At 66.8% G+C, this 19,206-nt stretch carries 18 protein-coding genes, 1 pseudogene and 1 riboswitch; of the genes and pseudogenes, 8 read left to right on the forward strand and 11 right to left on the reverse strand.

Annotated features, from left to right (window positions below; genetic code table 11):
• Positions 1-2,151: a pseudouridine synthase gene (locus U8330_RS13725; protein WP_323105823.1), complete on the reverse strand. Its 2,151-nt coding sequence runs from the start codon at positions 2,149-2,151 to the stop codon at positions 1-3.
• Between the two features lie 73 nt (positions 2,152-2,224).
• Between U8330_RS13725 and U8330_RS13730 the strand changes: the two genes are divergently transcribed.
• On the forward strand, positions 2,225-2,674 hold the full coding sequence (locus tag U8330_RS13730; RefSeq protein WP_323107298.1) for a nucleoside deaminase: 450 nt from the start codon (positions 2,225-2,227) through the stop codon (positions 2,672-2,674).
• 36 nt (positions 2,675-2,710) lie between these two features.
• Here the strand turns inward: U8330_RS13730 and U8330_RS13735 are convergent.
• The 6 genes and pseudogenes from U8330_RS13735 to ileS form a co-directional block, all read right to left on the reverse strand.
• Positions 2,711-3,478: pseudogene (locus U8330_RS13735) on the reverse strand (thiazole synthase); the annotation flags it as partial.
• Between the two features lies 1 nt (position 3,479).
• A complete protein-coding gene (gene thiS, locus U8330_RS13740) occupies positions 3,480-3,677 on the reverse strand; it encodes a sulfur carrier protein ThiS (RefSeq protein WP_323105824.1) in 198 nt (65 codons plus the stop codon).
• Entirely contained in the window at positions 3,674-4,657 is a 984-nt protein-coding gene (locus tag U8330_RS13745; RefSeq protein ID WP_323105825.1) for an FAD-dependent oxidoreductase, read from the reverse strand. Before U8330_RS13745 ends, thiS begins: the two co-directional genes overlap by 4 nt.
• A gap of 200 nt (positions 4,658-4,857) precedes the next feature.
• A riboswitch (TPP riboswitch) is annotated at positions 4,858-4,969 on the reverse strand.
• 143 nt (positions 4,970-5,112) lie between these two features.
• Positions 5,113-5,649 (reverse strand): GNAT family N-acetyltransferase, encoded by a 537-nt coding sequence (locus U8330_RS13750; RefSeq protein WP_323105826.1) that lies wholly within the window; start codon positions 5,647-5,649, stop codon positions 5,113-5,115.
• A gap of 4 nt (positions 5,650-5,653) precedes the next feature.
• The gene (locus tag U8330_RS13755; protein ID WP_323105827.1) at positions 5,654-6,268 is read right to left on the reverse strand and encodes a hypothetical protein; all 615 of its coding nucleotides are present in this window, start codon (positions 6,266-6,268) and stop codon (positions 5,654-5,656) included.
• Between the two features lie 188 nt (positions 6,269-6,456).
• On the reverse strand, positions 6,457-9,462 hold the full coding sequence (ileS, locus tag U8330_RS13760; protein WP_323105828.1) for an isoleucine--tRNA ligase: 3,006 nt from the start codon (positions 9,460-9,462) through the stop codon (positions 6,457-6,459).
• Positions 9,463-9,655: 193 nt separating this feature from the next.
• Here ileS and U8330_RS13765 point away from each other — a divergent pair, with 193 nt between their 5' ends.
• Both U8330_RS13765 and U8330_RS13770 read left to right on the forward strand, forming a co-directional pair.
• Positions 9,656-10,069, forward strand: coding sequence for a DUF1902 domain-containing protein (locus U8330_RS13765; RefSeq protein WP_323105829.1), 414 nt, complete (start codon positions 9,656-9,658; stop codon positions 10,067-10,069).
• The gene (locus U8330_RS13770; protein ID WP_323105830.1) at positions 10,069-10,266 is read left to right on the forward strand and encodes a type II toxin-antitoxin system HicA family toxin; all 198 of its coding nucleotides are present in this window, start codon (positions 10,069-10,071) and stop codon (positions 10,264-10,266) included. The genes U8330_RS13765 and U8330_RS13770 overlap by 1 nt, the downstream gene beginning before the upstream one ends.
• 7 nt (positions 10,267-10,273) lie before the next feature.
• Here the strand turns inward: U8330_RS13770 and U8330_RS13775 are convergent, their stop codons facing one another.
• The 3 genes from U8330_RS13775 to chrA all read right to left on the reverse strand — a co-directional run bounded on the left by U8330_RS13775 (position 10,274) and on the right by chrA (position 13,542).
• Positions 10,274-11,254, reverse strand: coding sequence for a bifunctional riboflavin kinase/FAD synthetase (locus U8330_RS13775; protein WP_323107299.1), 981 nt, complete (start codon positions 11,252-11,254; stop codon positions 10,274-10,276).
• A gap of 5 nt (positions 11,255-11,259) precedes the next feature.
• A complete protein-coding gene (locus U8330_RS13780) occupies positions 11,260-12,108 on the reverse strand; it encodes a TIGR01459 family HAD-type hydrolase (protein WP_323105831.1) in 849 nt (282 codons plus the stop codon).
• Between the two features lie 96 nt (positions 12,109-12,204).
• On the reverse strand, positions 12,205-13,542 hold the full coding sequence (gene chrA, locus U8330_RS13785; RefSeq protein WP_323105832.1) for a chromate efflux transporter: 1,338 nt from the start codon (positions 13,540-13,542) through the stop codon (positions 12,205-12,207).
• A gap of 258 nt (positions 13,543-13,800) precedes the next feature.
• Here chrA and groES point away from each other — a divergent pair, with 258 nt between their 5' ends.
• From groES to U8330_RS13810, 5 genes are all read left to right on the forward strand, one after another.
• A complete protein-coding gene (gene groES, locus U8330_RS13790; RefSeq protein ID WP_323105833.1) occupies positions 13,801-14,097 on the forward strand; it encodes a co-chaperone GroES in 297 nt (98 codons plus the stop codon).
• Between the two features lie 64 nt (positions 14,098-14,161).
• Positions 14,162-15,799: a chaperonin GroEL gene (groL, locus tag U8330_RS13795; protein WP_323105834.1), complete on the forward strand. Its 1,638-nt coding sequence runs from the start codon at positions 14,162-14,164 to the stop codon at positions 15,797-15,799.
• 162 nt (positions 15,800-15,961) lie between these two features.
• Positions 15,962-16,342: an ester cyclase gene (locus tag U8330_RS13800; RefSeq protein ID WP_323105835.1), complete on the forward strand. Its 381-nt coding sequence runs from the start codon at positions 15,962-15,964 to the stop codon at positions 16,340-16,342.
• A gap of 115 nt (positions 16,343-16,457) precedes the next feature.
• Positions 16,458-18,158 carry an ABC transporter ATP-binding protein gene (locus tag U8330_RS13805; protein ID WP_323105836.1) on the forward strand — a complete coding sequence of 567 codons (1,701 nt, stop codon included), beginning with the start codon at positions 16,458-16,460 and terminating at the stop codon, positions 18,156-18,158.
• Between the two features lie 23 nt (positions 18,159-18,181).
• Positions 18,182-18,481: a hypothetical protein gene (locus U8330_RS13810; protein ID WP_323105837.1), complete on the forward strand. Its 300-nt coding sequence runs from the start codon at positions 18,182-18,184 to the stop codon at positions 18,479-18,481.
• 16 nt (positions 18,482-18,497) lie between these two features.
• On the opposite strand, the gene U8330_RS13815 is transcribed toward U8330_RS13810, so the two are convergent.
• Complete coding sequence (locus tag U8330_RS13815) at positions 18,498-19,190, reverse strand: hypothetical protein (protein WP_323105838.1); 693 nt, start codon at positions 19,188-19,190, stop codon at positions 18,498-18,500.
• Positions 19,191-19,206: the final 16 nt, after the last annotated feature.

Genomic DNA, 19,206 nt, shown 5'->3' on the forward strand with positions numbered 1-19,206 from the left:
CTAGTTCCCGCGCCCACGCGGCTTGCCGCCGCCCGGTCGGCCGCCAAAGGGCTTGCCGCCCGAAGGCCGCGACCCCGACGGCTTCGACCCGAACGGCTTGGATCCGGACGGTTTGGACCCGGACGGGCGGCCGCCAAAACTCTTTTCGCCAAAACTCTTGCCCCCCGAAGGCTTGCCGCCTGCGGGCCGGCCGGAGAGATCCCTGCCGCCGCGCGGAGCCTCAGCACGGTCTCCGAAACTCCTGCCGCCGGAGGGGCGATCGCCGAAGCCACCCTCGCGGCCGCCGCGGCTGAAGCCGCCCTCGCGACCACCTTTGCCGAAACCGCCCTCGCGGGCGCCCCTGCCGGCGCCGCCCTCACGGTTGCCTCGGCCGAAACCGCCCTCGTCGCGCGGGGCCGGCGTGCTGGCGCTGATCCATTCGCCTTCGGAATCGACGGTGCGCGCCGCGCGCGGCGTGCGGCGCGGTGGCGCGCGATCCTCGGTCTTGCGATCGGGATCGAACTTGCGGGCGCCCTTGGTCAGTTGGCCCTCCGCGGTGCGGCCATAGCGCTTGCCGCGCGGCACGCCATCGGTCTGGTCGCGGCGGATCGGCGCTTCCGCGGCCTCCCCTTCGGCCCGCTTTTCGGAGACAGGCCGTGCGCCGGGCGCCATCCAGACATTGGCGGTGCGCTTGCGCTGCGCCGGCTGGCGCTTCGGCCGCGCCTCGAACCGCTCTTCGTCCCGCCCACCATCGCGGCCACCCCGGCCGCCGTCGCGGGCATCGCGGCTCTTCCAGCCGGCATCCTTGCCGTCGCGGCCTCCCCGGCCGGCATCCCTGCTTTCCCGGCCTCCCCGGCCGGCGTCCGGCCTGGTATCGAGCCGGGCGCGCAGGCGTTCGCGGCGGTCGCCGTCATCCTCGCGGAAGCTCGAACGCTCGCGGCCGGCGCTGCGGGTCGGCGGCGCATCGGCCTGTTCCTCGGTCACGGCCGGGGAATCGTTGAAGAGCGGCGCCTCGAAATTGGCCTTGGCTTCCTCGATCAGGCGCGGGCCCAGCTGGTCGCGCAGCATGCGGCCGCGGATTTCCTGCGCCGCGCCTTCCGGAATTTCGCCGAGCTGGAAGGGCCCGTAGGACACGCGGATCAGACGGTTGACCTCGAGGCCGAGCGCGCCGAGCACATTCTTGATCTCGCGGTTCTTGCCTTCGCGCAGGCCCATGGTGATCCAGACATTCGAGCCCTGGACCTTGTCGAGCGTCGCTTCGATCGAGCCGTAGAGCACGCCGTCGACGGCGATGCCGTCCTTCAGCTTGTCGAGGTCCGCCTGTTCGACGGCGCCGTGGGCGCGCACGCGGTAGCGGCGCAGCCAGCCGGTGGAAGGCAGCTCCAGAACCCGCGCCAGACCGCCGTCATTGGTCAACAGCAGCAGGCCTTCGGTGTTGATGTCGAGGCGGCCGATCGAGAGCACGCGCGGCAGCTCGTCCGGCAGGCGGTCGAACACGGTGGGCCGCCCCTCCGGATCCGAATTGGTGGTCACCAGCCCGGCAGGCTTGTGATAGAGCCAGAGGCGGGTCCGCTCGATGCCACGGATCGGCTGGCCATCCACCTCGATCCGGTCGGACAGCGTGACATTGACGACCGGGGTCTCCAGCACGACGCCGTTCAGCGCCACGCGGCCTTCCATGATCATCCGCTCGATATCGCGCCGCGAGGCGACCCCGGCGCGCGCCAGGATCTTGGAGATGCGCTGCGGCGCATCCTCGCTGGTGGCGAGCGTCTCGGCCTTGCGGGCCCGGGCCGGCTTGCCGTCCGCCTTGTCGAAGCGCGGACGCGGTGCCCGCGTCTCATCGCGATCTTCGCGGGCAGCGCCGAACGACCGCGGCGGCCTGGCTGCGCCGGGCTTGCCTGCGCCGTGCTTGGCGAAATCGGGCTTCGTATCGCGGCTGCGGCCTTCCGAACGGGCCTCGCCCCTGCTCTCGCCGCTCGAACCGGCCCTGGCCTTGCCAGCGCCGAACTTGCCGGCGCCGAAACTTCCGCCACCGGGCTTGCCGGAGCCGGACGCATTGCGCCCTTCGCCCTTGGGCGCCGAGGAGCGGGAGGGCTTGAAGCCGGAGGATTTGCTGCCGGTGGGGCGGCCGGATGCGGCGCCGCGCGGGGGCTTGTCTTTGGATGTCATTTGTGTTGCCTGCCTTTTCGGCTCTCCTATCAGGTCGGGGCCAAAGGGTTAAGAGGAAATCGGCGCGCAAGGGATGGTCGGGACCGGCGGTTACATGGACGTGGCCTTGCGCGAGGCACGCGCGGCCGGCGCACGGGGCGAAGTCCCGGTGGGCGCGGTCATCGTCGTGGACGGCGCCGTAATCGCGGCCGCCGGCAACCGCACGCGCGAGCGCTCCGACCCGACTGCGCATGCCGAGGTCGAAGCCATTCGCGCCGCCGCGCAGGCGCTGGGCAGCGAGCGGCTGACCGAGGCGGATCTCTACGTGACGCTGGAACCCTGCGCCATGTGTGCCGCCGCCATTTCCTTCGCCCGGATCCGACGGCTCTATTACGGCGCCGAGGACGCAAAGGGCGGCGCGGTGGACCACGGCCCCCGCTTCTACCACCAGCCCACCTGCCATCACGCGCCCGAGGTCTATTCCGGCCTCGGCGAGGTGGAGGCGGCCCGCATCCTCAAGGACTTCTTCGCCGCGCGGCGGTGACCGGGACGGCGAACCGTCACCCTTCAGGCAAAGAGAGAGCGCCCGGCCGATCACCGGCGTGGACGGCACGGCCATGTCGCGCGGCTCCAGCATGCCGGCGCGGTAGGCGCAGGCGCCGGCCGCGACCGCCTGGGCAAAGGCTTCGGCCATGGCCGGGGGATCGGCCGCGCCGGCAACGGCAGTGTTGAGCAGCACCGCATCATAACCGAGCTCCATCACCGCCGCCGCATGCGAGGGACGCCCGATCCCAGCATCGACGATCAGCACCGTCTCGGGAAAGGCGGCGCGCATGGCTTTGAGCGCAGTCCAATTCTGCGGCCCCATGGCGCTGCCGATCGGTGCGCACCACGGCATCAGCAGCGCGCAGCCGGCGTTGAGCAGCGTCTCGCCGACACCCAGATCGTCGGTCGTATAGGGAAAAATCTGAAAGCCATCGGCGGCGAGAACACGGGCCGCCTCGGCGAGCTCGAAGACGTTCGGCGCCAGCGTGTCGTGGTTGCCGATGACCTCGAGCTTGATCCAGTTGGTCGCAAACAGCTCGCGCGCCATCTGCGCCGTCAGGATCGCCTCGCGCGCGCTGGTGCATCCGGCCGTATTGGGCAGCACGCGCACGCCCAGCTCGCGAATAAGCCCGAGGAATGCGCCGCCCTGCCGCCCGCCGGCCATTTCCCGGCGCAGCGACACGGTGACGATGCCCGTCCCCGACCGCCGCACCGCCTCCGAGAGCACGGCCGGCGCCGGATAGCCTGCCGTGCCGAGCAGCAGCCGCGAGGCGATCGTCTCGCCATAGAGCGTGATCGTCATCTCAGCCTCCCTGCATCGGCGAGAGAACCTCGATGCGGTCGCCCGGCCTGAGAGGATGGGCGGCACGCTCTTCGCGGTGGACGAGTTCGCCATTGACGGCGGTCGCCAGCCAGTCGCCCTCGAAATCAAGTGCGGTGAGCAGCGCGGCCAGGCGGTCGACCGCGCAGTCCACGGTTTCTCCATTCACGGTCAGGATCATGCCGTTTTCCTTTCTGTCGTCATGCGGGAAGCGGTCAGGCGCGCCGCAAGCTCCAGGGCGAGTGCCGGGGCAAGCAGGAAGCCGTGGCGATACATGCCGGCCAGCGCAAAGCCCTCGGCCGTTTCGACCAGGCGCGGCACATTGTCGGGAAAGGCCGGGCGCACGCCGGTGCCGGTCTCCACGATCCGCGCTTCGGCAAGGGCGGGATGCAGCGCATAGGCAGCGTTCAGCAGTTCCATCATCGAGCGGACGGACACAGGGCCGGCATCCTCGGTCTCGATCATCGTCGCGCCGACCATGAGGCGGCTCCCGCCGCGCGGCACCAGATAAAGGGGATGACGCGGATGGAGGAGGCGGACGGGGCGGGACAGGGTGATGTCGCGGGTTTCGAGGATCAGCATTTCCCCGCGGACACCGCGCAGCCCGGCGATCCCGCCGATGGCATCCGGTCCCCGGCAATCGACCACGACCTCGTCCTTTCCGCCCGGCAAGGCCTCCTGACCGAAGAGAAAGCGGACGCCCTGTCGCAGGGCGGCATCGTGGAGCCCCTGCAGCGCCTTGCGCGGATCGAGATGCGCCTCGGTCTCGAAGAAGAGGCCCGTATCGAAGCGATGGCCGAGATCGGGCTCCAGCGCCGCGATTGCCGCAGCCTCCACCCGGCGATGGCCTGTGGTCCGCGCAGCGAACCGGGCAAGATCTGCCCGGTCGCGCGGGTGGCTGAGGACGAGCGTGCCACGCTGCGTGACCGAACCGGGCACTGCCGCTTCCCACCAGGCGGCGGCCGTGCGGCCACGCTCCACCACGCTCGGGTCCGCCACCTCCCCTTCGCAGAACGGCGCCAGCATGCCGCCGGCCCAATGCGAGGCGCCGAGGCCGATGGCGGGACGACGCTCGACCACCGTCACGTGAAGTCCGTGACGCGCCAGCTCCAGCGCCGCAGCCAGGCCGGCGACGCCCGCACCCCGAACGACGACGCTCATGGCTTTTGCCTGCGAGAGACGGCCAGAGCCGGCCATCCTGCGACAGCGAGAGGAAGGACGGGAAGCGGGCAAGCAGGGTGCGATGGCTCGTTCGATCGCGGCATCATCGTCAGGCGCATGGTGCAGGCTCCGACCAAAAGGAGACCCGTTCCTGCCGCAAGAGGATGATACCACGAAGGCGGCACGCGCTGCGCGCTCGGCCCGAGATGGCTGCACCGTCCCTCCGCCAGCATGAACTGGATCAGGTTCAACGGGTCACTGCGCGCTCAGGCAGTTTCTCAGCCCCCTGCCGGGGCTCCCCTGGTGATGGGGGAAGACTGCCCGAGCGAGCGGGAGGATGTCAAGATCGTGGTGAGACGGCCGCAGGGGAACCGCGTGAGCGCGGCCGCAAGAGGCCTGAAGACAGGAGGCGACCAAAAGGCCGCGGCACCGGCGTCGAGACGATGATCCCTCGCTCAGCCTTCAGCGAAATCCTTCAGCGCCTGGCCGTCGAGCCGGTAGCGGATCCATTCCCTCTGGGGGGCGGCGCCGATGGCGTTGTAGGCGCGGATGGCGGGTTCGTTCCAGTCGAGCACGCTCCACTCGAAACGGCCACAGCCTTCGGCGACCGCGATGCGGGCGAGTTCGCGCAGCATCAGGCGGCCGGCGCCGGCGCCGCGCGCTTCGGGCGTGACATAGAGGTCTTCGAGATAGAGACCGTTGCGGGCGAGCCAGGTGGAATAGCTGAAGAACCAGACGGCAAAGCCGATCGGCTCCGCCTGTCCGGGAGATTGCTCGTTCCCTGCCGGCGCGGCATCGCAAAGCCGCTCGCAGATGAGCGCCTGCGTGATCGAGCCTTCGCCGAAGATCGACTGGGTGACGCTGTCGAGCGTCGCCTCGACCTCGTGCAACGCGCGCTCATACTCGGCAAGTTCCCGAACGAAGCGCAGGATGGTCGGTGCGTCCGCAGGGGTCGCGCGGCGCAGGCGCAGGCAAGACGGTGATGAAGTCATGCGCTTAGAAAATCTGCCACCACTGCTTGCCGCTGCCTTGGATCTGCGCGGCCTTCTTGCGCTCGCGCTCCTTCTGCTGCTCCGGCTCGCCGAGATCGGCCATGGCCTCTTCCGGCACCTGGCGATAGGCGAGCGGCGGATCCGACAGCGACCGACGCTGGTCGGAATAGGCGCCCATCTGCAGGCGGCGGGCTTCGCGATAGGCCTCCGTCTGTTCAGCCGCCGTCAGCTGGCGGCCATTGGCCGAGGCCTTGGCGAGCGGCGATACATAGCCGGGCGTATTCTTGTTGGCGTCTGCCTCTTCGCGCAGGCGCTGGCGCGTTTCCTCCGGGCTTTCCACCCAGGCCGGATTGTCGGCCACGGCCGATTTCTGCGGCGCGACGAGGGCGACGCGCTCCTGGGCCGGCGGCAGGACAAGGCCGGGCCGCGGCTGGTATTTCAGGTTTTTCGGCGCGCCCGACTCCATGCTGACCGAAGAGCCGATGTCGTCCATCAGCTGCTCGCCGGCGGTCTTGTCCGTTCCGTAGGTTGGGCCACCGATGCAGCCTGTGAGGGTCAGGCCCGCGACGAGAACCGCGACGAGGCCGGCACCGGCCCGAAACTGTCGTGTCATACGCATGAAATCCTTCCAGCCAAGCCTTCTGCCCAGTGCCCCTTGCCCCGAGCCCCTTGCCCGCGGACCACGCGCGCCCCGCCTGTCCGCTCTCGTCCCCTTGGCGGAGAAATCCGCCGAATTTCAGGCAGATCTACCGGATTATGCGCAGGAGCGCAATTGACCCGGCAGAGCTGCCGCTGATCACGGCGCCCTCAGGCGCCGTAGCCGAGCTCGCGCAGCGCCGCCGCATCGCGGGCCGAGACATCGGGGAACGCCGGATCGCTGCCGACATCGGTCGTCACCTTCCAGGAGCGGGCGCATTTGGTGCCTGCCGCCAGCGTCGGCTCGACGGCGACCGTCGGCACATCCTCCAGTCGGAAGGCCGCCTGCGGACCCTGTCCCGCCAGCACGGTGATGCCGGAGGTGATGCAGATCTCGGCGAAATCGAGGCCATCGAGGGCCGAAAGCAGCGCCGGATCGTCGATGTGAACAGTCGGTGCGGCCTCGAGCGAGGCGCCGATGCGCTTGTCCTTGCGCTCGATCTCCAGCGCGCCGGTGACGGCGCGCCGCACGGTGCGCACCTTGCGCCAGGTCTCGGCCACCGCCTCGTTCCGCCACTCGGCCGGAATGGCCGGGAACTGTTCGAGATGAACGGACACGGCAGAGGGGTCGCGCGAGAGCCAGGCTTCCTCGGTCGTGAACGGGATCATCGGCGCGAACCACAGCACCAGGCAATCGAAGAGCTTGCGGATGACGTGGAGCGCCGCACGCCGCTTGAGGCTCGATGGCGCCTCGCAATAGAGCGTGTCCTTGCGGATGTCGAAATAGAAGGCGGACAGCTCGACATTGGCGAAATCGGTCAGCGCCCGGGTGATGCGCTTGAAGTCGAAGTCGTCATAGGCCTTGCGCACCAGCTCGTCGAGCTCGGCGAGGCGATGCAGCATCAGCTTTTCGAGATCCGGCAGATCGGCATAGGCGATCTCCTCGCCCGTGTCGTGGGCGAGCGTGCCGAGCATCCAGCGCAGCGTGTTGCGGATCTTCCGGTAGGCGTCGATGTTGGTCTGGATGATCGTCTTGCCGACGCGAAGGTCTTCGGCATAGTCCGAGCTCATGACCCACAGGCGCAGGATATCGGCGCCGGCATCCTTCATCACGTCCTGGGGCGCGGTCACATTGCCCTTGGACTTCGACATCTTCTCCCCCTTCTCGTCCATGATGAAGCCGTGGGTGACGACGGCATCATAGGGCGCGCGGCCGCGCGTCGCGCAGCTTTCGAGAAGCGAGGAATGGAACCAGCCGCGATGCTGGTCGGAGCCTTCCAGATAGACATCCGCCGGCCATTTGAGATCCGGGCGGTCTTCGAGCGTGAAGGTGTGGGTCGAGCCCGAATCGAACCAGACGTCGAGAATATCGGTGACCATCTGCCAGCGGTCGCCGTCATGGCCATTGCCGAGGAAACGCTCCTTGGCGCCGGCCGCGAACCAGGCATCGGCGCCTTCCTTCTCGAAGGCCTCCAGGATGCGGCCGTTGACCTCCTCGTCCTTCAGGACCTCGCCGTCCTTGTCGGCGAAGACGCAGATCGGCACGCCCCAGGCCCTTTGACGGGACAAGACCCAGTCCGGCCGCTGCTCGATCATCGCGCGCAGCCGGTTCTGGCCGCCGGCGGGGACGAAGCGGGTCTCGTCGATGGCGGAGAGCGCGCGCGAACGCAGCGTCGTGCCGTCGCTAAGCGTCTTGTCCATAAAGACGAACCATTGCGGCGTGTTGCGGAAGATGACCGGCTTCTTCGAGCGCCAGGAATGCGGGTAATCGTGCTTGATGCGGCCGCGCGCGAACAGCGTGTTGGCGGCGATCAGCGCCTCGGTGACACGCTTGTTGGCATCGCCCTTCTTGCCGTTGTCGTCGAGCACGCGGGCCGCGCCCCCTTCCGCCGAGGGGCCGAAGCCCGGCGCCTCGTCGGTGTAGAAGCCGGCATCGTCGACCGGGAACGGGATCTTCGTCTCGATGCCGCGGGCCTCCAGCGCCCGCACATTCGCCATCCAGGCCTCGAAGTCCTCGCGGCCATGGCTGGGTGCGGTATGCACGAAGCCGGTGCCGGCATCGTCGGTGACATGGTCACCGTCGAGCAGCGGCACGGCGAAGGTATAGCCGAGATCGGCGAGCGGGTGGGCGCAGGTGATGGCAGCGAGTTCGCCGGCCTCGACCGTCCGCAGCCGCCTGTATTCGAGCTTGGCCTTGGCGAAGGCCTCGCCGGCCAGCTTATCCGCAAAGATCAGCTTTTCGCCGGGCTGGGGACCAAAGTCGTTGGTGGCCGCTGTGACCTCATAGAGGCCGTAGGAGATGCGCGCCGAATAGGAGATCGCCCGGTTGCCGGGGATGGTCCAGGGGGTCGTGGTCCAGATGACGACGGACGCGCCAGTGAGACTGGAAGGCGACAGCGTTTCCAGTTCGACCTTTGGATCCGGGAGACCATTCTGCTCATCAAGCTCTCCTGCCGAATACCAACGCGCTTCAGCGTTCTTCAACAAGCGGGAATTGGTATCTACCGCCACGGGAAACTTCACCCAGATCGTGTCGCTCTCGACCTCGTGATACTCCACCTCCGCTTCGGCCAGCGCGGTGCGTTCCACCACCGACCACATGATCGGCTTGGAGCCACGATAGAGCTGGCCGCTCATGGCGAGCTTCAACAGCTCGCCGGCGATGCGGCTCTCGGCGTGGAAGTTCATGGTCGTATAAGGATGGTCGAAATCGCCCTCGATGCCGAGACGGCGGAATTCTTCCGACTGGATGTCGATCCAGCCCTGGGCAAACTCGCGGCATTCCTTGCGGAATTCGTTGATCGGGACCTCGTTCTTGTCCTTGCCGCGGGCGCGATAGGCCTCCTCGATCTTCCACTCGATCGGCAGGCCGTGGCAGTCCCAGCCGGGAACGTAATTGGCGTCGCGCCCGCGCATCTGGAAGGAACGGGTGATGACGTCCTTCAGCACCTTGTTCAGCGCATGGCCGATATGGATATTGCCGTTCGCATAGGGCGGGCCGTCATGCAGCACGAACTTGTCGCGGCCGGCGGCGGAGGCGCGCAGCTGCTTGTAGAGGTCCATCTCTCTCCAGCGCCGGGCGATCTCCGGCTCCTTCTGCGGCAGGCCGGCGCGCATCGGGAATTCGGTTTCGGGCAGATAGAGGGTCTTCGAATAGTCGATCTTTTCGGCGGTCATCGGTCACATCGTCTCTGGCGCGCGGTGCGCGCATGCGGTCAAGGGAGTGAAGCGGCGCGCTTGGGTCCAGCGCTCGCCCCGCGCAAAATCCCGGACCCTCCCGTCGGCACGCTAGCCGGCGCGGAAGGCCGGGCCGGTAATTCGAAAACGGCAAACGGCGGGACTGGACATCGTGCCGGCTCTGTAAGGGGTTTTGGGGCCGAAAGGAAGGGGGAGTCTGGCCGACATCGCTCCCTGCTCACTCGCGGCTCGATCCGGCGCGGAGGAGGCAAAAGCCTTCGCCTTTCGCCCGAACGCGAATTTCGCTAAACTCGGGCCGGAAGCGGCTCCCGATGTCGGCGGGTTGGAGAACAGGATGCAGAAGCGGACATTCTTCGTCAGGGCTGTGTGGGATGATGAGGCTCAGGTTTTCTACACCGAGAGCGATATCATCGGACTGCATGCGGAAGCCGCGGATCTTCAATCGCTGGAGGCTGTGGTTACCGAAGTCGCGGGCGATCTGATCGTCGCCAACCATCTTTCCGAGGCCGAACTCGCATCGATGCCGATGAAAAGCCTGATCCCGACCATTTTCTGGCATCATCCGATCTTGCCGGCTGCGGCCTGATGCCGGACGGCTACTACGATGACGTCCGCAAGATCCTGATTGAACTTGGCTACCGAAAAATTGGGAACGCGAAAGGGTCGCATGAGAAGTGGCAGGCTTCGACCAGCCAGAAGACACTGATCGTGCCCTACAATCTCATGAGTCGGCACACGGCCAACGCGATCTTGAAGACCGCAGGCCATAGTGGAAAGCTCTGACCAGCGCCTAGAAACACAGCCGCGCGTCAATCTCCCCCAGCGCCGTCACGCCGCGCAGGACCGCGCGGGCTTCGGCCTCGTCCTGCTTCATCTGCACCACCAGGGCGTCGAGACCATCGAATTTGAGCTCGGGGCGCAGATAGGAGAAGAAGGAGACGGCGGAGCATTCGCCGTAGAGATCGGCGGTCATGTCGAAGAGGAAGGTTTCGAGCAGCGGCTCACCATCGCTGTCGACCGTCGGGCGGCGGCCGAAGCTCGCCACGCCATCATGGAGCGCGCCGTCCGGGCGGCGGAAGCGGACGGCATAGATGCCGGTCGCCAGCGTCACCTCCCGCCCGAGCCGCATGTTGGCGGTGGGGTAGCCGAGCGTGCGGCCAAGCCGCTTGCCGCCAATGACGGTGGCCTGCACCGTGTAATGATAGCCGAGCAGCCCGGCCGCTTCCGATACCTCGCCGCGGCAGAGATGCTCGCGGATCCGGCTTGACGAGATCACCTCGGCGTTCTCGTCGCGATAGGCATCAACGAGCGTCACGCCGAAGCCCTTCTCCGCGCCGGCCTTCATCAGGAAAGCCGGGCCGCCCTCGCGGTTTTTACCGAAGTGAAAATCGAAGCCGGTGACGACATGGCCGACCTTCAGCCAGTCGATCAGCACCCGTTCGACGAAGGCTTCGGCCGACAGGGCAGAGAACGAGCGGTCGAAGGGATATTCGATCACCGCGGCAAAGCCGAGCCCTTCGAGGATCTTGGCCTTCAGCGGCGCCGGCGTCAGGCGGAAAACCGGCTGGTCGGGACGGAAGGCCGTGCGGGGATGCGGCTCGAAGGTCAGCACCAGCGCCGGCACGCCGCGCGCCTGTGCCTCTTCCAGGGCCCGGTTCAACACCGACTGGTGGCCACGATGCAGCCCGTCGAAATTGCCGATGGCGACCACGCCGCCTTCGAGCGAACCGGGCAGCGGGGCCTTCGTCTCGTTACGATGGAAAACGGTCATGGTCGTCAGATAAGCCTCGGCATCCACCATTTCGGGGCGACGCCCTCCTTCTTCAGGAAAGCGTTCAGCCGCGCTTCGTCGGTTTTTTCGCCAGTCATGTAGTCGGCAGCATGGATCCCGGCGCCGATATACAGCAGATCGATGCCGAACTCCTGTGCGCCGCGCACATCCGTCGGCATGCCGTCGCCGATCGCCAGCACCCGCGATGCCTCGAAGGGGCCGCGCGCAGCACGCGCCTCGCCGATCGCCGCGCGGTAGATCGGCCTGTGCGGCTTGCCGGCAATGCGCGCCTCGCCGCCAAGCGCCGTGTAGACTTCAGCGATCGCGCCGGCGCAGGGGATGAGCTTGTGGCCGCGCTCGACCACGAGATCAGGATTGGCGCAGATGAAGGGCACGCCGCGGCGGGCGAGCGGCGCCAGCGTGGCGCGGTAGTCTTCCGGCGTCTCGGTCTCGTCGTCGAAGAAGCCGGCGCAGACGATGATGTCCGCATCGGCGGCCGAAACCATCTCCACGCCCAGGCCTTCGATCAGCGGCAGGTCGCGCTCGGCGCCGATGAAGAAGATCTTCTTGGGGCCCGCCTGGATCAGCGCCCGGGTGACGTCGCCGGAGGTGACGATCCGGTCATAGGCGGCATCCGGCACGCCGAGGCCGCGGATCTGGACGATGACGCCCGGATGGGGGCGCGGCGAATTGGTGATGAGGACGACCGTGGCGCCCCGCTGCCGCGCATCGCTGAGCGCCAGGCCGGCCTCGCGAAAAGCCTCGACGCCGTTGTGCAGCACGCCCCAGACATCGCACAGCACCACGTCGTAGCGGCCGACAATGTCCTTGAAGCTGTTGATGCGCGTGGCCATCGGCGGGTCCAGTTCCTTTTTCGTTGCCGATCACATCGCAAGGACGGCGCGAAAAGACAAGTCTTGATCGCCCGCCACGCTGGAATTGCCCTCGGCTCAGAACCGCGCCAGCGCCACGCCGGCAAGCCCGCACAAGAGCAAGGTCAGCGGCACGCCCCGCCTGAAGACGAAGAGCAGAAGGGCGGCCAGGCCGGCCAGCAGAAGCGCTCTCGGCTCGAAACTGGCCGGGTCCGGCCAGGCCAGCGAGAGAGGACCCGTCTTCAGCCGCTCGACCCGCGCGAAGAGCACATGGAGCGCGAACCAGACTGCGAGGTTGAGGATGACGCCCGCGACGGCCGCGGAGATGGCGGAAAGCGCGGCCGAAAGCCGGCGGTTGCCGCGCAGCCGCTCCACCGAGGGCGCGCCGAGAAAGATCAGGTAGAAGCACGGCACGAAGGTGACCCACGCAGCCAGCAAACCGCCCGCCAGCGCCGCCAGAACCGGATCGAGCCCGCTCGCCTCGCGAAAGGCGGCCATGGCGGCGACGAAACTGAGCACCAGCACGAGCGGCCCCGGCGTGGTTTCGGCGAGCGCCAGCCCGTCCAGCATTTCACCGGGCCGCAGCCAGCCGAAAGTCTCCACCGCCTGCTGCGCCACATAAGCCAGGACCGCATAGGCCCCACCGAAGGTGACGACCGCCATCTTGGCGAAGAACAGGCCGATGGCGACGAAGATTTCGCCGCCGAGCGCCGCGGCAAGGGCGACCGGCGCCATCCACAAGGCGCCCCAGACGAAGGTGAGGCGAAGGACCTGCGCAACGCTGCGTCCCCGCGCCGGCGCGCCCGAACCAATGTCCGCCGCCCCTGCCCCGCCGGCGAGGCCTGCAAGGCCAAGGAGGCCGGCCGCGAGGATGACCAGCGGAAAGGGCACGGCGAAAAGGAACAGCGCGACGAAGGCGGTGAGCGCGATCAGCCGTGCCGCCCAGGTCTTCAGCGCCCGCCGGCCGAGCCGCACCAGCGCCTCGACCACGATGGCGAGGACCGCGGCCTTCAGCCCGAAGAAGACGGCGGCGAGAAGCCCGGTCTGGTGGTAGAGCGCGTAGAGCACGGAAAGCGCCAGAATGACGGCGAGCCCCGGCAGGATGAAGAGCAGGCCGGCCACGAGCCCGCCGCGCGTGCCATGCATCAGCCAGCCGATATAGGTGGCCAGCTGCTGGGCCTCCGGACCCGGCAGCAGCATGCAGTAGTTGAGCGCATGGAGGAACCGCGCCTCGTCGATCCAGCGGCGCTTTTCCACCACCTCGCGATGCATGAGCGCGATCTGCCCGGCCGGGCCGCCGAAGCTTGAGATCCCGATCGCCGCCCAAAGGCGCGCGGCCTCGAAAAAGCTGGGGAGAACGGGGGCGGACGCCGCGTCTGTGCCCGCTGCCTCATTCCCGTCGCCAAAGGCTGCCATGACTGTCCTTACGATTTGCGGCCTGTGCAAGGCCGGCGCCTCCTGCCTTTGCCCTGCGAGCGATGACGGGACGATGACAGATCGGCCTGTGACGAAGCGATGAAATCTTGCCCGTCGGCTTGCGCCTCGTCTTGACACCCGCACGGACCATCCTTATCTCGACGGCGCTGGCACTCGCCAAAGGGGAGTGCTAACATCATCCGGCGGATCGGCTCGCGAGGAGCGATCCGCAGCGTCATTTGATCGAGGGATAAGACAATGACAAGCACCAACTTCCGTCCGCTTCACGACCGTGTCGTGGTTCGCCGCGTCGAGTCCGAAGCCAAGACCAAGGGCGGCATCATCATCCCGGACACCGCAAAGGAAAAGCCGCAGGAAGGCGAAATCGTCGCCGTCGGCACCGGCGCGCGTGACGAGTCCGGCAAGGTGATCCCGCTGGATGTCAAGGCTGGCGATCGCGTGCTGTTCGGCAAGTGGTCGGGCACCGAGGTCAAGCTCAACGGCGAAGACCTGCTGATCATGAAGGAATCCGACATCATGGGCGTTATCGCCTAAGGTCGATCCCTTCCTTCCATCCTGAGTTTACAACCATTGGGCAACCCGCCCGGGAGTTTGAAAAATGGCAGCCAAAGAAGTCAAGTTCGGCCGCACTGCGCGCGAAAAGATGCTGCGCGGCGTCGACGTTCTCGCCGATGCAGTGAAGGTGACGCTCGGCCCGAAGGGTCGCAACGTCGTGATCGACAAGTCCTTCGGCGCACCGCGCATCACCAAGGACGGCGTATCGGTCGCCAAGGAAATCGAACTGGAAGACAAGTTCGAGAACATGGGCGCCCAGATGGTGCGCGAAGTGGCCTCGAAGACCAACGACATCGCCGGTGACGGCACCACGACCGCGACCGTTCTCGCCCAGGCGATCGTCAAGGAAGGCAACAAGGCCGTTGCCGCCGGCATGAACCCGATGGACCTGAAGCGCGGCATCGACCTCGCCGTCTCCGCCGTCGTCAAGGACCTGCAGGCCAAGGCCAAGCCGATCTCCACCTCGGAAGAAGTTGCCCAGGTCGGCACGATCTCGGCAAACGGCGACAAGCAGGTCGGCGCTGATATCGCCGAAGCCATGCAGAAGGTCGGCAATGAAGGCGTGATCACGGTTGAAGAAGCCAAGACCGCCGAAACCGAACTCGAAGTCGTCGAAGGCATGCAGTTCGACCGCGGCTACCTGTCGCCCTACTTCGTCACCAACCCGGAAAAGATGGTCGCCGATCTCGAAGACGCCTTCATTCTCCTGCACGAGAAGAAGCTCTCGAACCTCCAGGCGATGCTCCCGGTTCTCGAAGCCGTCGTCCAGACCGGCAAGCCGCTCCTCATCATCGCTGAAGACGTCGAAGGCGAAGCGCTGGCGACCCTCGTCGTCAACAAGCTGCGTGGCGGCCTCAAGATCGCTGCCGTCAAGGCTCCGGGCTTCGGCGACCGCCGCAAGGCCATGCTCGAAGACATCGCCATCCTGACGGGTGGCACGGTGATCTCCGAAGACCTCGGCATCAAGCTCGAAAACGTCACCATCGACATGCTCGGCCGCTCCAAGAAGGTTTCGATCTCCAAGGAGAACACGACCATCGTTGACGGCGCCGGCGCCAAGAACGAGATCGAAGGCCGCGTGGCCCAGATCAAGGCGCAGATCGAGGAAACCACCTCGGACTACGACCGCGAAAAGCTGCAGGAACGTCTGGCCAAGCTCGCTGGCGGCGTTGCCGTCATCCGCGTCGGCGGCTCGACGGAAGTCGAAGTCAAGGAAAAGAAGGACCGCATCGACGACGCGCTGAACGCAACGCGCGCCGCCGTTCAGGAAGGCATCGTTCCCGGTGGTGGCGTCGCTCTGCTGCGCTCCTCCACCAAGATCGACGTGAAGGGCGAAAATTCCGACCAGGAAGCCGGCGTGAACATCATCCGTCGCGCCCTGCAGTCGCTCGTTCGCCAGATCGCCGACAATGCCGGTGACGAAGCCTCGATCGTGGTCGGCAAGATCCTCGAGAAGAACGACGACAACTACGGCTACAACGCCCAGACCTCCGAATATGGCGACATGCTCTCCATGGGCATCGTCGACCCGGTCAAGGTCGTTCGCACCGCGCTGCAGAACGCAGCTTCTGTCGCCTCGCTGCTGATCACCACCGAAGCCATGATCGCCGAACTGCCCAAGAAGGACGCTCCGGCTATGCCGGGCGGCATGGGCGGCATGGGCATGGACGGCATGATGTAATCAGGCCGTTCGGCGAAAGCCGGATGCCGAATTGAGAAGGCGGCCTCGCAAGGGGCCGCCTTTTTCGCATCTTGCGCTCCGCCGCGTCGAACCGCCTGCCCCTCTCGCCGCCGGCCCTGCGGCGCTTATCTTCCAGCGGCGAACGGCGGGAAAGGACAGGCCATGACCGACCTCAAAGACCTCTACGAAGCCTATATCGACTGCCTCAACGCCCGGGACTGGGCGAGACTCGGCCAGCACGTGCATGACTCCGTGCGTCACAATGACCGTCCGCTCGGACTTGCGGGCTATCGCGCGCTTCTGGAAGCCGATGTGGCCGCCATTCCCGATCTTGCTTTCAAGGTCGAGCTCCTGATCTGCGAGCCGCCGGATCTTGCGGCGCGGCTCTCCTTCACCTGCACGCCGAAAGGGGAGTTCCTCGGCCTTCCCGTCAATGGCCGGACGGTGTCCTTCACCGAAAACGTCTTCTACACCTATCGCGACAGCAAGATCTGGACGGTTCTCTCGGTGATCGACAAGCCGGCGATCGAACGCCAGCTCTGACGGAGGGCGAGCGGCGGTCTGCGGGCGCAGCCCGGCGGTCCCACAGCAAAGGGGCGCCGCAGCAAAAGGTCGCCGCAGGATTGACGGACGGCAGATCGTCAATTAGCCCTTCCTGATGGATAGATCATCGAGTCTCCGCCCGATCGTCGAGATTGCCCGCGCCTATCTCAAGGCGGACCGATGGCTGCTTTCAGCCGTGCTCCTCGCCATCCTCCTGTCGAGCCTCGTCTCGGTGGCGGCGCCGATCCTGTTCGCACGGCTGGTCGACGCGCTGTCGCAGGCGGGGCCTTCCCGCTCGCTGCTGCTCGGCTTCCTGGCCTATGCGGCGCTGAGCGGCGCGTCGATGGCGCTTCCCCGTATCGCCCAGTCGCTTGCCTTTATGAGCGCGGAGAATCTCAGCTTCATCGTCAACACGCGCTTCTTCGAGAGAGTATTGCGCAAGACCAGCGGCTTCTTCGTCGAGCATAACTCCGCCGAGATCCAGAGCGCCAGCCAGGAAGGGTGTCAGGCCCTCTCCCAGGTTGCGGATCTTGTGCTTGTCGCCCTGCTCCCGGGCGGACTGCAGATTCTGTTGGCGGTGGCGACGCTCGGCGCGAAGATCGATCTGGAAATCCTGATCATCGTCGCTGTCCATGGCACGGTCTCCGTCGCGCTTGCGGTCATTGCCATCCAGCGCGTGCGACCGCATCTCGATGCCGCGATCGAGGCGGGACAGGACGTTGCTTCGCTTGTCGGCAACGCCATCGGCGCCATGGAGACACTGAGGATTTTCGGGCGCCAGGACTGGCTGAACCAACGCTTTGCCGCCAGCGCTCGTCTCGTACGGGACAATATCCTGCGCTTCATCGGGCGGCGGTTGCCATTCGTGACCCTTTCGGGGGTCACCGTCGCCATCCAGCTCGCTGTCACCTATTGGCTGCTGTTGCCCCGCCATGAAGCCGGCAGCCTGTCGCTTGGCGATCTCGTGCTCTTCAACATGCTGGTTCTGCAGTTGAACGCCCCTTTCGAAATGGTCGGCGAGTCGATCGACACACTTGTCCGGTCCAGGGCGCGGGTCGTGCCGATTCTGCGCATGTGGGCTGCACCCGAGATGGATGCGCCGGGAACGCAGCCCCTCGCCCCGCTTTCCGCCGGCTGCCTGCGGTTCGAGGCCGTCGCCTATCGCTACGAGACACGGCGCGGCCTGGCGCCGCTGAGCTTTTCGGCGCGGCGTGGCGCGATCACCTTCCTCGTCGGCGAGACCGGTGCCGGCAAATCCACCGTCTTCCGGCTGGCACTGAAGATGCTGGAACCGACCGAGGGACGGATCCTGATCGACGGAACGGATCTCGCCACCATCGACAGCACCGCCTGGACAAGCCAGATCGCCATCGTGCCGCAGGATGTGGTGCTCCTGAACGAAAGCCTTGCCGACAACATCCTGCTCGGCCGCCCGCGCGACGAGGCGCGGCTCCACGAGGCAGCGGACAAGGCCGCCATCCTCCCCTTCATCCTCGCCCTCCCCGACGGCTTCGACACCAATGTCGGCGAGCGCGGCCTGAAGCTTTCCGGCGGCGAGCGCCAGCGCATCGCGATCGCCCGCGCCCTTTACGCGGACCCGGCCCTGCTCTTTCTCGACGAGGCCAGCGCCGCGCTGGACGATGCGACCGAAGCCGACATCATGCAGCACATCCGCCGGATCGCCGACACCGTCACCATCCTCGCCATCACCCACCGCCGCAGCGTGATCACGCCGGCAGATCAGGTGGTGACGCTGACGGCACCGGACGGGGAAGGCCTGATCGAACACGAGGGCGCAGCCAGCTCTCCGCAATGATCTTGAAAAACCCAACTACTTATATGGGTTATGAGTTCGAGCCCCACGTGGCGGAAGGCCGCTTCGACAAGCTGACCGCCTCCTGGACGCCACCGACGACGGAAATGGTCTGGTATCGTCAACCGGGGGAAACATGGCGCGGCAAGCTCGCACGCTTCCTCATGACGCGCCCTAGCGAGCATCTGATCGCTGCGGGGTTCACAGAGGAGGATCTCCACCGGATCGCCGGGTTCCTGCTCGGCTACCCGCAGGAATGCGTGGATGCCTTTTGCGAGCGGCTCGCGCGCATGCGAGCCGAGACAAGGTCACCCGACGAAAGCTGACGCCTACCTCGTACCCTTACCGCTTGACCGCCACCCAGACCACATGGCGCGCGCCGCCGCGTTTGCCGTTGGCGCGGACGGGTACCGCCTCTGCGGCGAAGCCGGCTTGGGTCAGGCGGCGGGTGAAGGCGGCATCGGGCGCGGAGGACCAGACGGTGAGGACGCCGCCAGGGGTCAGGGCGCGGTGGGTGGCGGCAAGCCCGGCGGCGCTGTAGAGCCTGTCATTGCCGGCCCGGGTCAGCCCGTCCGGCCCATTGTCGACATCGAGCAGGATGGCATCCCAGGCGCCGGGCGTGCTGCGGATCAGGGCTGCGACATCGCCTTCGTGCAGGCGCACCCGCGCATCCTCCAGACAGCCTTTGAAGACCGGGGCCATCGGCCCGCGCGCCCAGGCGATCACCGCCGGCACCAGTTCGGCAACCGTCACCTTCGCCGCTTCCGGCAGGACGGAGAGCGCCGCGCGCAGCGTAAAGCCCATGCCGAGCCCGCCGATCAGCATGGCAGGCCGCGGGCGCTCGGCGATCCTTGCCTGTGCCAGCGTCGCCAATGCCTCTTCCGAGCCGCTCAACCGGCTGTTCATCAGCTCGGTCGGGCCGAGCATGATCGAGAATTCGTCTCCCCGCCGCTTCAGCCGGAGATGCGTGGACCCGCCGGCCACCGCGTCCAGGCCCGGAATTTCGGCGCTATCGAGTTCGATCCAGGGGAGCATATCGGCCTTTCGAATC

This window comes from Rhizobium sp. CC-YZS058 (assembly GCF_034720595.1).
Lineage (GTDB): Bacteria > Pseudomonadota > Alphaproteobacteria > Rhizobiales > Rhizobiaceae > Ferranicluibacter.